The following is a 14,568-nucleotide window of genomic DNA, read 5'->3' on the forward strand; positions in this document are numbered from 1 at the left end:
TCGACCACGGCCACCACCGATCCCCCACCCCCAACGTGTGGCGGCCGCCCCGAAAAAAAGAGGAACATTCCCATGAAAAAGGCAGCTCTTGCCCTTGCGGTCTCTTGCGCTTCGTTTGCGGCCATTCCGGCCTTCGCACAGGACAACACGGCCGTGTCCGGCAATTACCAGCCGACCCAGTCGGTCGGTAGCGGCAACTGGTTCATCGGCGCCAACGTCGGTCGCACCAACGGCAGCGACAATGGCGGTTTCGGCAGCAACACCGGCGGTTTCAACTTCCTGAAGGGCGAAAAGGGCCGTCGCACCGGCTACGGCGTCCTCGGCGGCTACCGCTGGAAGGTGGGCCCGGACCTCGGCCTCGGCGTCGAAGCCGGCTATGCCGACCTCGGCAACTACCGCGTCAAGAACGTCTTCGAATCGGATCAGGACGTCAACCAGAGGTCCACGCGCAACGCCCTGCGCGGCTGGATGGTCGGCGTGAACGGCAAGCTCAACCTCGTGCCGGGCTGGTACATCAGCGCGCACGGCGGCTACTTCCGCGCCAACGACAACAACCAGAACTACAACAACAGCGTGGGCCAGGATCTCGGCTTCTCGAGCGGCGGTCGCGCCGACCGCGGCAGCTGGTACGGCGGCATCGGCACCGGCTGGGACGCCACCGAGCACTTCAGCGTGGGTGTCGCGTACGACTACTTCCACGCCGACGCCGGCAAGGTCCGCAACAACGAGACCGGCGAGGTCACGCGTGGCCTGAAGCGCTCCACCGGCATCGTTTCGCTGGCCGGCGAATACCGCTTCTAAGTTAAGAAAAACCCTTCAGCGATCGATTGAGCCACGGTGCCCCCTCACCGTGGCTTAATCGTTTCTTAATACTGAACTGGTCGGTGTTGAATTTATCCCGACCCGCCCAATCTAAGTGTCCACGCAAGGGCAGACCGGCCCTGCGGCAGCGACGACGGCCTCCCCCACACCCCAGGGCCGCGGCGCCGAAAAAGAAAAAAAGCATTCCGGAGATCCACCATGAAGAAGACCCTTATCGCCCTCGCCCTGGTTGCCGCTGGCGCCGTTGCCGCCCCGGCCTTCGCCCAGGAAGCCAACGGTGCCGGCTGGTTCGTCAACGGCAGCGTCGGTCGCACCTCCGTCGACAAGGACCGCTACGACGGCCACGACACCGGTTACGCCCTCAACGGCGGCTACCGCTGGACCGTGAGCCCGTGGGCCGCCCTCGGTGTCGAGGCCGGTTACAACGACCTCGGCAACATCAACGCCAAGAGCTTCTTCAACGGCAACCGCGTGGTCGATCGCCGCAAGTCGGAACTGCATGGCTGGACCGCCGGCGTGAACGGCCACTTCAACATCGATCCGAAGTGGTACATCAGCGGCCGTGCCGGTATCTACGGATGGAAGGGCCACGGCACCGAGAGCGACGACTTCGATCGCCGCAACCTCGACAAGACCAGCTGGTACGCCGGCGCGGGCGTGGGCTACGACTTCTCGAAGAACTGGAGCCTCGGCATCAACTTCGATCACTACGATGCCCGCAAGGACGGTCTGGACCTTTCGACCAACATGACCTCGGTCACGGCGGAATACCGCTTCTGATCGAACGCGCCGGCTTCACCGGCGGCATAAAAAACCCGGCGCCTCGCGGCGCCGGGTTTTTTCGTGAAGGGAATCAGCCCTTCTTCCAGATGCCCTTGGCGGCCTGGCTGTTTTCCTTGGCACGCTCGACGACGATCTTCTGCGCCGAGGCGAGGTTGCCCTTCTGGTCCTTCGCCCAGTTTTCCAGCGCCGCCGACACGAGCGCGCGGCCGTACGAGAAGCTGATCGGCCACGGGTGCGGGCCGAGCTTGTTGATCTCGTTGAGGTTCTCGGTGGCCTGCTGGTCTTCCTGGCCGCCCGAGAGGAACACGATGCCGGCCACGGCGGCGGGCACGGCGTACTGGAACACGTTGACGGTGGCCTCGGCGATGTCCTCGGCGTCCACCTGGTCTTCCTTCGGCGCGTACTTGCCCGGGATGACCATGCTGACCTTCAGGATCAGGGCCTTGAGTTCGACGTTGTTGAGCTCGAGCTGGGCGAACAGGCTCTGCAGGACTTCCTTGTGCACGGCGAAGCTCGTGTCGAGGTCCTGCGTGTTCTCCTTGTCGTCCATCAGGATTTCCGGCTCGACCATCGGGACGAGGCCGGCTTCCTGGCAGAGCGCGGCGTAGCGGGCCAGCGCGTGGGTGTTCGCTTCGACGGCGGCCGAGGTGGGCGTGTCGTCGGTGATCTTGATCACGGCGCGCCACTTGGCGAACTTCGCGCCCAGCTTCGCGTACTCCTGCAGGCGCTCGCGCAGGCCGTCGAGGCCTTCGGTCACCACTTCGCCCGGGAAGCCGGCCAGCGGGTGCGTGCCCTTGTCGACCTTGATGCCCGGGATGATGCCGGCCTGCTCCATCGCCTGGACCATGGTGCGGCCGTCGGCGGTCTTCTGGCGGATCGTTTCGTCGAACAGGATGGCGCCCGAGATGTATTCGCCGAGGCCCGGTGCGGTCAGCAGCATTTCGCGGTACGCGCGGCGGTTCTCTTCATTGTTCTCGAGACCGACAGCCTCGATGCGCTTCTTGATGGTCGAGGCCGATTCGTCGACGGCGATGATGCCCTTGCCGGGTGCCACCATCGCCTGCGCGATCTGTTCGAGGTTTTCGATGCTCATGAGGACTCCATGGAAGTAAGTGGTATGCCCCGCTCTTGCGGCGGGGCCGAAGCAAAAACCGGCGGAGTATAGGGGACGACTCCGCGAAAGCCGTTGTGCGGCGCGATCAAGTGGTCTGGTAGCCCGGCAGCTCGCACTGCTTGAGGATCTTCGCCTTCTGCGCGGGATCGTCCGGCAGGTTGTAACCGGCGACGTAGTACGTCAGCACGGGATCGCCATTGCGGTTCACACCCGACGGGCCGTAGCGGAAGTTCTTCACGATGCTGACGCCGACCTGGGCGAGATCGCCCTCGGGCACGGTCTTCGCCGCGACCACGTTCTGCGGCAGGCCGTTGGAGCCGATCATGAACGTCGTCGCGGTGCAGCCCGGCTGGTTGAGGTTCTTGCCGGTGTTCGGCACGTCGGCGTCGACGCTGGTGTTGGTCAGCGTCCAGTAATAAGGCAGCCGGTCGGGCGCGACCTTGCGGATGTTCTGGGCGTCGGCGGCGCCGGCGGTCAGGAGAAGCGCGGCGGCGATCGCACCGCTGCGGAGGCTGATTCGGATCATGGCGCCCTCGTAGGTAGGTCAGCGCGCCGAGTTTACTCCCGCCGGGGGATGGGGTGCGTGTGAAATCGTGCGGTCGTTCGCCCCCGCCCGGCGTCTGGTACCGACGATCGTGTAGGAGCGCGCCCTGCGCGCGACAGCCTTTCGCGAAGAGCCGCAGGGCCTGTCGCCCCTCGCGAAGAGCTGTCGCGCGCAGGGCGCGCTCCTACGAGCGATCACCGATCGCGTGACGATCAGAGGTCGCGCAGGCTATCCGCGATGCCGTCGTCGCCGATCACCAGCAGCTTCAGCGTGTTGGTGCCGCCGCCGCGACCGATGTGGTCGCCGTGGGTCAGGATCACGCGGTCGCCCTTGGTCAGCTTGCCCAGTGCGAACAGGTGCTGGAGCGCGGCGCGCGCGGTGTGCGCAGGGTCGAGGTTGCTCTGCTCGAAGTCCACCGGCTGCACGTCGCGCAGCATCAGCATGCGGCGGCGGGCCACCGCGGACGGCGACATCGCGTAGATGGGCACGGCGAAGCGGTAGCGCGACAGCCACTGCGCCGTCGCGCCGGACTCGGTCAGCGCGACGATCGCGCGGACGCCGACCTGGGCCGCCAGCAGCATCGCGGCGAGCGCGATGGCCTGGTCGGAGCGGTCGAGCGAGTGCGTGCCCGGACGCAGGTCGTCGCGCGGCTCGAACTGGCGCTCGGCACCCAGGCAGATGCGGCGCATGGCGGCCACGGCCTTGTCCGGGTGGGCACCGGCGGCGCTTTCTTCCGAGAGCATCACGGCATCGGTGCCGTCGATCACGGCGTTGGCGACGTCGAGCACTTCCGCGCGCGTCGGGATCGGCGCGCGCACCATCGACTGCAGCATCTGCGTGGCGGTGATCACCGAGCGGTTGCGCATGACCGACTCGCGGATGATCTTCTTCTGCAGGCCCGGCAGCTCGGCATCGCCGATTTCCACGCCGAGGTCGCCGCGGGCGACCATGACCACGTCGGAGGCGTCGATGATTTCGCCCAGGACGGGGATGGCGTCCGCACGCTCGATCTTCGACACGATGGCGGCGTCGCCACCGGCCTCGCGCAGCAGGCGGCGGGCTTCGTGCAGGTCTTCCGCCGAACGCACGAACGAGACGGCGAGGAAGTCGGCGCCCATTTCGGCGGCGAGCTTGATGTCGTTGCGATCCTTGTCGGACAGCGCGGAGACGCTGAGGCCGCCGCCCTGGCGGTTCAGGCCCTTGCGGTTGGACAGGCGGCCGCCGATCGCGACGCGCGTGTGGATCTCGCTACCGACGACGTCGATGACGGCGAGCGCCACGAGACCGTCGTCGAGCAGCAGGATGTCGCCGGCGACCACGTCGCGCGGCAGGTCGTAATAGCTGACGCCGACGCGGGTCTGGTCGCCCGGAGGAGCGTCCGGACGGCAGTCGAGCACGAAGCTGTCGCCCGGCAGCAGGTCGATCGGGCCGTCGACGAACTTCTCGATGCGGATCTTCGGACCCTGCAGGTCGGCCAGGATGCCGACCTCGCGACCCACCGCGTCGGCCGCGGCGCGTACCGCGTTCGCGCGGGCGCGATGGTCGTCCGGCGTGCCGTGCGAGAGGTTCAGGCGGACGATATCCACGCCCTCCTCGAGGATCTTCTCGAGCATGCCCGGAACGTCGGTGGCGGGTCCGAGGGTGGCTACGATCTTGGTGCGGCGTACCTGGATATCGGTCATCGGTGCTTTCTCTTGGTCTTGAATGCGTGGGGCGCCGGTCAGTCCAGCGTGGTGTTCAGCAGGTCGGCCAGGCGCTTGCCCGCCTCGCGCAGGCGCGTCTCGGCGATCGGGAGGTTGTGCGCCACGTAGGCGTCGTCGATGCGGTGGCTGTCGGGGTAGAAGCCCGGTGCGAGCGTGGCCATGCACGACTCCTCCGCCCACTGGGCGTACGGGTTGTCGAACGGCGCGATGGGCTTCGGCAGTTTCACCGGACCTTCGGCCGCGAGCCGGTCGGCGTACGCGTTCCATTTGAGGTCGCGCGTGTAGAGCATCTGCGAGTCCCACACACGGTGCAGGTTGGTGCCCTTGCCGCCGAACTGGACCTGGTAGTCGTTGCCACCCTTGTCGTCACGGCTGCCGCCATGCAGCGGCTGGTGCACATCGCCGACGAAGTGGACGACGAACTTCAGCGCTTCGGCGCGCTCCGCGTTGGACCTGTGCCGGTCGCCGAGGATGGCGACGTATTTTTCGAGCCCGCCGACGACGCAGCGGCCGTCCGGGCAATCGCGCGGCGGCACGTAGTGGCACTTGCCGTCGCGGAAGCCGATGTAGTGCAGCGGGCCGGTCGCCTTGCCCAGCGCCTCCTTGCCCGACTCGTCGCGCAGATGGTCGGGCCAGCTGGCGACATCGGCCAGCGAATCCGCGCCATCGGCCTTGAGCAGTCGCTCGACCTCCTTGCGGGCCGACGGGTCGAGCTGGCGCCAGGCCAGTTCCGCGACGATGCGGTGCCCGATGTCGCCCCAGGCCTGCACGGTGCTGGCGAGCGCGGGAATGGCCAGGGCCAGCAGGGCGGCGGCGACGCGGCGCTTGGAGGCGATCTTCATGGGGCGGTAAACGTTTCCGGACGGTCGAGCGCCCAAGTGTGCCACAGCCTGCCTCGCCTCCGGACCAGAAATTTAGATCGATCTACCCGCGGCGCGCGTCCACCTTTCCGGGCAGGGCCGGGTCGCGGGAGCAGCCTGCCGCGACGACGATCCGTTATCATCGAGTTTTGTGCCACCCGCCCCTACTTCGTTAGCAATTCCCAACCCGGAGGCTGCACATGACCATCAAGGTCGCCATCAACGGTTACGGCCGCATCGGTCGCAACATCCTGCGCTCGCTCTACGAAGCCAAGAAGAACGGCCAGGACATCCAGATCGTCGCCGTCAACGATCTCGGCAACGCCGAAACCAATGCCCACCTGACCCAGTACGACACGGCCCATGGCCGCTTCCCGGGTGAGGTGTCGGTGGACGGTGGCGACCTGATCGTCAACGGCGACCGCATCAAGGTGTTCGCCGAGCGCGATCCGTCGAAGCTGCCCTGGGGCGAGCACGGTGTCGACGTCGTCATGGAGTCGACCGGCTTCTTCACCTCCAAGGCCAAGGCGAGCGCGCACATCGCCGGCGGCGCGAAGAAGGTCATCATCTCCGCTCCGGGCGACAAGGACGTGGACGGCACCTTCGTCATGGGCGTCAACGACGACAAGCTGCACTCGGGCCTGGAAGTCATCTCCAACGCCTCGTGCACCACGAACTGCCTGGCCCCGCTGGCCAAGGTCCTGCACGCGAAGATCGGCATCAAGCACGGCCTGATGACCACGATCCACGCGTACACGAACGACCAGGTGCTGACGGATGTCTACCACTCCGACCTGCGCCGCGCCCGTAGCGCCACGCACAGCCAGATCCCGACCAAGACCGGCGCCGCCGCCGCGGTGGGGCTGGTGCTGCCGGAACTCAACGGCAAGCTCGACGGCTTCGCCATGCGCGTGCCAACGATCAACGTGTCGGTGGTCGACCTGACCTTCACCGCCGAACGCGCGACCACGAAGGAAGAGATCGACGCCGCCATCAACGAAGCCGCCAACGGCTCGCTGAAGGGCATCCTCGCGGTGAACACGCAGCCGCTGGTCTCGATCGACTTCAACCACAACCCGCACTCGTCGATCTACGATTCGACGCAGACGCGCGTCATGGAAGGCACGCTGGTCAAGGTGCTGTCGTGGTACGACAACGAGTGGGGCTTCTCGAACCGCATGCTCGACATGGCCAAGGCGCTCATGTCGGCGAAGTAAGCCGCGCCACAACGCAATAAGTACGGCCACGGGGGGCCCGCAGCGATGCGGGCCCCTCTTTTTTTGCCCGGAGATCACCACCCATGGACCACCGCGCCCTGATGGCCGCATGCCTCGCCATGATGCCGCCCATGACGGCGCTCGCGATGCATTGCACGGCATCGCACCCGACCACCGCCGAGATCGTCGACCGCGGCCTGCTTTCGCCGTCGGCGTCGCCCGGGCAGCGCAAGCGCCTCGCCGACCGCCTGCTCTGCTCCGCTCTCGCCGGCAATCCGTCGAGTCAGGAGCTCGCCGGCGAGCTGTATTTCCAGGGCTCCGCCAGGAAGGGCAACGTGTTACCGCGCGACCTGGACCGCGCCCGCCGCCTGCTGACGGCGGCCGCGAACCGCGGGCGCCGTCACGCGATGCACGATCTCGCGCGCCTCGAACTGGCCGATGGGCACCTCTACGAAGCGGCGATGTGGTCGCGCGTGGAGGTGCAGATACATGGCGCACCGCCCGCGCGCGTCGCGCCGTTGCATGCGCGGATCGCGAGACGCGTCGCGCCCGATGGCCGGCTCGACGCGGACGTCGCGGCGAAGGTGCGCTCGGTGCGCGAGGCCATGGAGGCCGATGCCGCTTTGTAGGAGCGCACCTGGGCGCGATAGCTTTTCGCGAGGAGCAGCAGGTCCTGATGCTCCCGGCGAGAAGCTATCGCGCCCAGGTGCGCTCCCACGACTAGCGAAGGATCAGCCTTGCGCGATGCGCTGCTCGATCGCGCCGAAGATCGAGGCGCCGTTCTGGTCCGTCACCTCGATGCGGACCGTGTCGCCGAAGGCGAGGAACGGCGTCGAGGCCTTGCCGTCGCGCAGCGTTTCCACGGTGCGCTGTTCAGCGAGGCAGGACGCGCCCTTCGCGGTGTCCTGGTTGGCGATCGTGCCCGAACCGACCAGCGTGCCCGCGGTGAGCGGGCGCGTCTTCGCGGCGTGGGCGATCAGCTGCGCGAAGTCGAACTGCATGTCGACGCCGCATTCGGCTTCGCCGAACCACTGGCCGTTGATCCACGTGCGCATCGGCAGGTGCAACTTCTCGCCCTGCCACGCGTCGCCGAGCTCGTCGGGCGTGACGAATACCGGCGACAGCGCGGAACGCGGCTTGGACTGCAGGAAGCCGAAGCCCTTGGCGAGCTCGCCGGGGATCAGCCCGCGCAGCGAGACGTCGTTGACGATACCGACGAGCTGGATGTGCCCCGCCGCCTCGGCGGGCGTGACGCCCATCGGGACATCGTCGGTGACCACGAGCACCTCGGCCTCGAGATCGATGCCGTATTCCTCGCTGCGGACGACGACCGGGTCGCGCGGGCCGAGGAAGCCGGCGCTGGTCGCCTGGTACATCAGCGGGTCGGTGTAGAACGACTCGGGCACTTCGGCGCCCCGCGCCTTGCGCACACGCTCGACGTGCGGCAGGTACGCGCTGCCATCGACAAACTCGTACGCACGCGGCAGCGGTGCCGCCATCGCCGCGACGTCGAGGTCGAAGATGCCCTGCGCGGTGCCCTCGTGGAGCGCTTCCGACAGCGCGTTCAGGCGCGGCGCGAGCGCGTGCCAGTCGTCCAGCGCCGCCTGCAGCGTCGCGGCGATGCCGGTCGCCTTCACGGCGCGGGTGAGGTCGCGGCTGACGACGACGAGCGTGCCGTCGCGGCCGCCTTCCTTGAGCGAAGCGAGTTTCATGCGTTTCCTTTTCCGATCAGACGGCGGACGGGTCGAAGTGCTTCTTCAGACCGCGCCAGCATTCGTAGTAGTCGCCCTGCAGCGCCTTCGACTCGAGGGCCTGCCGGCTCGGGCGGATGACCTTGCGCGTTTCGAACATGAAGGCCATGGTGCCCACGATGTGGTCCGGACGCGAGACGTCCGCGTGCGAGGCCTTCTCGAAACTCGCCGCGTCGGGGCCGTGTCCGCTCATGCAGTTGTGCAGGCTCGAACCGCCGGGAACGAAGCCGCCGGCCTTCGCGTCGTACGCGCCGTCGATCAGCCCCATGAACTCGCTGGCCACGTTGCGATGGAAGTACGGCGGCCGGAACGTGTGCTCGGCCACGAGCCAGCGCGGCGGGAAGATCACGAAATCCATGTTCGCGACGCCGGGCGTATCGCTCGCCGACGTGAGGACGGTGAAGATCGACGGGTCCGGGTGGTCCACCGCGATCGAGCCGATCGTGTTGAAGCGACGCAGGTCGTATTTGTACGGCGTGTAGTTGCCGTGCCACGCGACCACGTCGAGCGGCGAGTGATCGATCGACGCCTGCCAGAGGTGACCCTGGAACTTGGCGATCAGCGCGAAGTCGCCTTCGAGGTCTTCGTAGGCGGCGACCGGCGCGAGGAAATCGCGCGGGTGCGCGAGTCCGTTGGCGCCGATGGGGCCGAGGTCCGGCAGGTGCAGCGGCGCGCCGAAGTTCTCGGCGACGTAGCCGCGCGCCTCGCCGTCCGGCAGTTCGACCAGGAACCGGATGCCGCGCGGCACGACGGCGATCTCGTACGGCTCGACGTCGAGCACGCCGAGTTCGGTACGGATGCGCAGCCGCCCCTGCTGCGGCACGAGCAGCAGTTCGCCGTCCGCGTCGTAGAAGTAGCGGCCTTCCATCGAACGGTTGGCGACGTACTGGTGGATGCCGATGCCCGCCTGATCGGCGGCGCCGCCGTTACCGCCCATGGTGAACAGGCCATCGAGGAAATCGGTGCCGGCGGGTACCGCGGGCAGCGGGTCCCAGCGCAGCTGGTTCGGGGTGGGCGGTGCTTCGTCGAAGCGGTTGTGGAAGCTCGCATGCGCCAGTTCCGTGAACGGCGAATGCTGCGCGGCAGGCCGGATGCGGTAGAGCCAGCTGCGCAGGTTGCGGTGGCGCGGCGCGGTGAACGCGCTGCCCGAGAGCTGTTCGGCGTAGAGACCCTTCGCCACGCGTTGCGGCGAGTTCTGGCCGGTGGGCAGCACGCCCTCCACCGCTTCGGTGGCGAACTCGTTGGCGAAACCGGTCTGGTAACCGCGGGTATCGTCGGTGTGGGTCATCGGTGGTGTCCTGGTGCGATGGCGACCGGGGTTGTCAGCATGGTGGGGTGGGAGCGCGCTTGCGCGCGAAGGGAGCTTGCCTCGAGCACCCATTCGCGCGCGAGCGCGCTCCCACCTCGTTATCCGGTCAAAGCACGCCGCGGCGCATCTGGTCGCGTTCGATCGACTCGAACAGCGCCTTGAAGTTGCCGTTGCCGAAGCCCTCGTTGCCCTTGCGCTGGATGATCTCGAAGAAGATCGGGCCGATGTTGTTCTGCGTGAAGATCTGCAGCAGCAGCTTCTTCTTGGTTTCGTCGTCGGCGTCGATCAGCAGCTTGTTCTTCTGCAGGCGCGGGATGTCCTCGCCGTGATCCGGCACGCGGATGTCGATCACCTCGTAGTAGGTGTCCGGCGTATCGAGGAACGCCACGTCGAGCGCGCGCATGGCTTCCACCGACGCGTAGATGTCGTCCGTGAACAGCGCGATGTGCTGGATGCCTTCGCCGTTGTACTCGCGCAGGTATTCGTTGATCTGCGACTTCTCGTCGGACGATTCGTTGAGCGGGATGCGGACCATGCCGTCCGGCGCCGTCATCGCCTTCGAGACGAGGCCGGTCTTCGCGCCCTTGATGTCGAAGTAGCGGATCTCGCGGAAGTTGAACAGGCGCTCGTAGTACTCCGACCACTTCTCCATGTTGCCGAAGTGCAGGTTGTGGGTCAGGTGGTCGATGAAGGTAAGGCCGAAACCCTTCGGATGGCGATCGACGCCCGGGATCCACTCGAACTCGCTCTCGTACACCTCGCCCTTGTCGCCGTAGGTATCCACGAGGTACAGCGCGCAGCCGCCGATGCCCTGGATCGTCGGGACGTCGAGCGCCAACGTTTCCGGCTTGTTCGTGATCTTCTCGGCGCCGTTGGACAGCGCGGTCGCCTGCACGTCCGCCGCCGGGCGGTTGAAGCGGATGGCGAAGCCGCACGCGCTCGGGCCGTGCTGCGCGACGAAATCGGCGGCGAACGAATCGGGTTCTTCGTTGACGAGGAAGTTGCAGTCGCCCTGGCGGTACAGGGTGACCTTCTTCGTCTTGTGCTTCGCCACCGCGGTGAAGCCCAGCTTCGGGAACAAGGTATGCAGCAGCGCCGGGTCCGGCGCGGCGAACTCGACGAACTCGAAGCCATCGACACCCTGCGGGTTTTCGAAGGTGGTGACTTCCATACCGATATTGGGCTGGGCGCTCATGGGCGATACTCCTGGCTGGGGGACGGCTTGCGCCGTCATGATGCCCGTTATAGTTTCACCTGTAACCATTTGCAAGGACCTGTGCAGCATGATTCCCGAAGCCGTACCCGCGCACGCGCCGCTCGAACTGGAGCACTTCCTGCCCTACCGGCTTTCGATCCTGTCGAACACGGTGAGCCAGGGCATCGCGGCGGAGTACGTGGAGCGCTTCCAGCTGAGCATGACCGAGTGGCGCGTCATGACGATCCTGGCGCGCTTTCCGGAGGTCTCGGCCCGTGAAGTGGTGGAGCGGACGGCGATGGACAAGGTCGCGGTGAGCCGTGCCGTGGCCCGGCTGGTCGAGGCGGGTCGGGTCGACCGCGGCACGCACGACGGCGACAAGCGCCGCTCGGTGCTGAAGCTGTCGGACGCCGGCTGGGCGATTCACGACGAGGTGGCGCCGCTGGCCCGCGCCCACGAGCGGGAGCTGCTGGCGAAGCTGGACGAGGCCGAACGGGTGCAGCTGGACCGGATCCTGGACAAGCTGCTGGCCTGAGGCGAGCCGGATCGCCGATACGATCGGCTCCCACCCCTCCGGTAGCCCGGTCGTCGCGACCGGGCTACCGAGGAGCGAATACGGGGCCTTATTTCACCCCGTGCATCAGGCGGTTGATCAGCGGGGCGATCAGGAAGAGCACGATGCCCGCGCCGACGAGCAGCTCGAAGCTGAAGGTGAAGCCCGAGAGCGCCGAGTCCACGGTCATGCCGGTCTCGCCGCTGATGTGGCCCGCGAGCAGGCCCGAGAGGTTGTTGCCGATGGCGGTGGAGAGGAACCAGCCGCCCATGGCGAGGCCGACGACGCGCATGGGCGCCAGCTTGGTCACCATCGACAGGCCGATCGGCGACAGGCACAGCTCGCCGATCGTCTGCAGCACGTAGCACGCCGCCAGCGGCCAGAACGGGATCAGCCCGCGGCCGTCCACCAGGCCCTTCAGCGCGTACATCAGCACCAGGAAGCCCAGCGCGTTGAAGATCAGGCCGAGGCCGAACTTGCGCGGGATCGACGGCTCCTTGCGGAAGCGCGACGACCACGCCCACGCCAGCGCCACGACCGGCGCGAAGACGAGGATCGCGGCGGAGTTCACCGACTGGAACCAGCCGGTGGGGAATTCCCAGCCGAACATCTGGCGGTCCACGATGTTCTGCGCGAGGAAGTTGAACGAGCTGCCGGCCTGCTCGAAGAACATCCAGAACAGCACGTTGAACGTGAAGAGCAGCAGCATCGCCACGACGCGGTGGATCTGGATGCGGTCGTGGCGCACGGCCTCGATCACGAGCATCGCGGCCACGCCGATGAAGAGGATGCCGAGCAGCCACGCGATGAAGATCGCGCCCGCCTTCGCCATCAGCAGGTACACGAGCGGAATGGCGACGAGGATGCCGACGATCACGCCGACGAAGCTCTTGCCTTCGTGGCGTTCCGGCGGCGGCACGCCCACGCCCTTCAGCTGCGAACGGCCGAGCAGGAACCAGATGAAGCAGATCACCATGCCGATGCCGGTCGCGGCGAACACGGCCTTGTAGTTCTGCTGCAGCGGCGTATCGGTGATGACGGAAGCGAGCCAACCCGTGACCAGCGGCGCGAGGAAACCGCCGAGGTTGATGCCCATGTAGAAGATGGTGAAACCGCGATCGCGCCGGTCGTCGCCGACGGGGTAGATCTGGCCCACGAGCGACGAAATGTTCGGCTTGAACAGGCCGTTGCCGACGATCACGGTGGCCAGGCCGGCGAGGAACACCTGTTCGTTCGGCACCATCACCATGAACAGGCCGGCGCCCATCACCGCGGCCCCGAGCAGGATGGAACGCTGGTAGCCGAGGATCCGGTCGGCGACGTAGCCGCCGAAGATCGCCGAGGCGTAGACGAGCGCGAGATAGGCGCCGTAGGTGCGGCTGGCGTAGCCCTGGCCCGAGGCGTCGCCGTTGAAGAATTCGGCGACGATGTACAGCGTCAGCGCCCAGCGCATGCCGTAGAACGCGAACCGCTCCCAGAACTCGGTCATGAACAGCATCCACAGGGGACGCGGATGACCGAGGGTCTGCGGATACTCGGGTACGGGCCGCGCGGCGGCGTGGGCGGTGGCTGTCATGGCTTCCCTTGAAGACGAATGCGTGCAGGGTGTTTAGCCGGAGCGGCCCCGTGCGTCAAATCGAAAGGTGACGACCGCCTGTTGGAGCGGACCTGGCCGCGACCGCTTTTCGCGAGGCGTCGCAGGCCCTGTCGCTTCCGGCGAAGAGCGGTCGCGGCCAGATCCGCTCCCACTGAACGCGCTCACGTGCCCAGGATGGTGCGGACCTCGATGAGTTCCGGGAAGAAGCTCTGCTCCAGCGCCTTGCGCAGGAAGGCCACGCCGGACGAGCCGCCGGTGCCGGGGCGGAAGCCGATGATGCGCTCCACCGTCTTCATGTGGCGGAAGCGCCAGAGCTGGAACGCTTCCTCGATGTCCACGAGCTCCTCGCTGAGATGGTACTCAGGCCAGAAGTTCGCGGTGTCCTCGTAGATGCGCTTGAAGACGGGCAGGAGCGACGGCTGGCTGCGCCACGGCTGGGTCAGGTCGCGAGCCAGCAGTTCGGCGGGCACGGGATGGCCGCGGCGGGCGAGGTAGCGCAAGTATTCGTCGTACAGGCCCGGGGCCTCGAACACGGCCCGGAGCCGCTCGTGCGCCACCGGATCGTGCTCGAACACGCGCAGCATGTCGGCGTGCTTGTTGCCGAGCAGGAACTCGACCATGCGGTACTGCAGCGACTGGAATCCGGACGAAGGCCCCAGGACGTCGCGGAACTGCAGGTATTCGGCAGGGGTGAGGGTCTCCAGCACGCCCCACTGCTCGTAGAGCTGCCGCTGGATCTGCTTCACCCTCGCAAGAACTTTCAGCGTGCCGTCGACATCGTCGCGGCGCAGGCGCGCCAGCGCGGCGTCCAGCTCGTGGATCATCAGCTTCAGCCACAGCTCGGAGGTCTGGTGCTGGACGATGAAGAGCATCTCGTCGTGGTGCGCCGGCTCGCTGCGCGGGTGCTGCGCGGTGAGTACCTGGTCGAGCTTCAGGTACTCGCCATAGGTGAGGCGCCCGTCGAGATCGGTGCGGATACCGGGTTCGAGGTCGCGCTGCGGGTTGGCCATGGGCATCTTCACATCGGGGGTTGACGGGGTCGCAGGGCGCGCCACGCCGCCATTTCGGCCGCCTGCGCCGGGTCGATCGTGCTGCGCCGTACCTTGCCGGGCCATAATAC

General features: G+C 66.9%; 14 protein-coding genes. 5 read left to right on the forward strand and 9 right to left on the reverse strand.

Going from position 1 to position 14,568, the window contains the following annotated elements; genetic code table 11:
• Positions 1-72 precede the first annotated feature (72 nt).
• On the forward strand, positions 73-801 hold the full coding sequence (locus BMY69_RS16480; protein WP_090180269.1) for an outer membrane protein: 729 nt from the start codon (positions 73-75) through the stop codon (positions 799-801).
• Positions 802-1,020: 219 nt separating this feature from the next.
• A complete protein-coding gene (locus BMY69_RS16485) occupies positions 1,021-1,602 on the forward strand; it encodes a porin family protein (protein ID WP_090056797.1) in 582 nt (193 codons plus the stop codon).
• Positions 1,603-1,675: 73 nt separating this feature from the next.
• On the opposite strand, the gene BMY69_RS16490 is transcribed toward BMY69_RS16485, so the two are convergent.
• From BMY69_RS16490 to BMY69_RS16505, 4 genes are all read right to left on the reverse strand, one after another.
• Positions 1,676-2,698: a class I fructose-bisphosphate aldolase gene (locus tag BMY69_RS16490; RefSeq protein WP_090056795.1), complete on the reverse strand. Its 1,023-nt coding sequence runs from the start codon at positions 2,696-2,698 to the stop codon at positions 1,676-1,678.
• Positions 2,699-2,804: 106 nt separating this feature from the next.
• Positions 2,805-3,245, reverse strand: coding sequence for a hypothetical protein (locus BMY69_RS16495; RefSeq protein ID WP_090180271.1), 441 nt, complete (start codon positions 3,243-3,245; stop codon positions 2,805-2,807).
• Positions 3,246-3,475: 230 nt separating this feature from the next.
• Positions 3,476-4,945, reverse strand: coding sequence for a pyruvate kinase (gene pyk, locus BMY69_RS16500; protein ID WP_090056790.1), 1,470 nt, complete (start codon positions 4,943-4,945; stop codon positions 3,476-3,478).
• Between the two features lie 38 nt (positions 4,946-4,983).
• Positions 4,984-5,808 (reverse strand): S1/P1 nuclease, encoded by an 825-nt coding sequence (locus BMY69_RS16505; protein ID WP_090180274.1) that lies wholly within the window; start codon positions 5,806-5,808, stop codon positions 4,984-4,986.
• A gap of 218 nt (positions 5,809-6,026) precedes the next feature.
• On the opposite strand from BMY69_RS16505, the gene gap reads away from it, so the two are divergent.
• Together gap and BMY69_RS16515 are read left to right on the forward strand one after the other, a co-directional pair.
• The gene (gene gap, locus BMY69_RS16510) at positions 6,027-7,043 is read left to right on the forward strand and encodes a type I glyceraldehyde-3-phosphate dehydrogenase (protein ID WP_090180276.1); all 1,017 of its coding nucleotides are present in this window, start codon (positions 6,027-6,029) and stop codon (positions 7,041-7,043) included.
• An 83-nt stretch (positions 7,044-7,126) separates the two neighbouring features.
• Entirely contained in the window at positions 7,127-7,672 is a 546-nt protein-coding gene (locus tag BMY69_RS16515; protein WP_090180279.1) for an SEL1-like repeat protein, read from the forward strand.
• A gap of 102 nt (positions 7,673-7,774) precedes the next feature.
• Here BMY69_RS16515 and BMY69_RS16520 read toward each other — a convergent pair whose 3' ends face one another.
• From BMY69_RS16520 to hppD, 3 genes are all read right to left on the reverse strand, one after another.
• On the reverse strand, positions 7,775-8,755 hold the full coding sequence (locus BMY69_RS16520) for a fumarylacetoacetate hydrolase family protein (protein WP_090180282.1): 981 nt from the start codon (positions 8,753-8,755) through the stop codon (positions 7,775-7,777).
• Between the two features lie 16 nt (positions 8,756-8,771).
• Complete coding sequence (gene hmgA / locus BMY69_RS16525; RefSeq protein WP_090180285.1) at positions 8,772-10,082, reverse strand: homogentisate 1,2-dioxygenase; 1,311 nt, start codon at positions 10,080-10,082, stop codon at positions 8,772-8,774.
• A gap of 127 nt (positions 10,083-10,209) precedes the next feature.
• The gene (gene hppD / locus BMY69_RS16530; protein WP_090180288.1) at positions 10,210-11,298 is read right to left on the reverse strand and encodes a 4-hydroxyphenylpyruvate dioxygenase; all 1,089 of its coding nucleotides are present in this window, start codon (positions 11,296-11,298) and stop codon (positions 10,210-10,212) included.
• 88 nt (positions 11,299-11,386) lie between these two features.
• Here hppD and BMY69_RS16535 point away from each other — a divergent pair, with 88 nt between their 5' ends.
• Positions 11,387-11,833, forward strand: a complete 447-nt coding sequence (locus BMY69_RS16535; RefSeq protein ID WP_090056773.1) for a MarR family winged helix-turn-helix transcriptional regulator — start codon at positions 11,387-11,389, stop codon at positions 11,831-11,833.
• Between the two features lie 88 nt (positions 11,834-11,921).
• Here BMY69_RS16535 and BMY69_RS16540 read toward each other — a convergent pair whose 3' ends face one another.
• Both BMY69_RS16540 and BMY69_RS16545 read right to left on the reverse strand, forming a co-directional pair.
• Positions 11,922-13,427, reverse strand: coding sequence for a peptide MFS transporter (locus BMY69_RS16540; protein WP_090180290.1), 1,506 nt, complete (start codon positions 13,425-13,427; stop codon positions 11,922-11,924).
• Positions 13,428-13,609: 182 nt separating this feature from the next.
• Positions 13,610-14,464 carry a tryptophan 2,3-dioxygenase gene (locus BMY69_RS16545; RefSeq protein WP_175472864.1) on the reverse strand — a complete coding sequence of 285 codons (855 nt, stop codon included), beginning with the start codon at positions 14,462-14,464 and terminating at the stop codon, positions 13,610-13,612.
• Between the last annotated feature and the right edge of the window lie 104 nt (positions 14,465-14,568).

The organism is Luteibacter sp. UNC138MFCol5.1 (assembly GCF_900110505.1).
Classification (GTDB): Bacteria; Pseudomonadota; Gammaproteobacteria; order Xanthomonadales; family Rhodanobacteraceae; genus Luteibacter.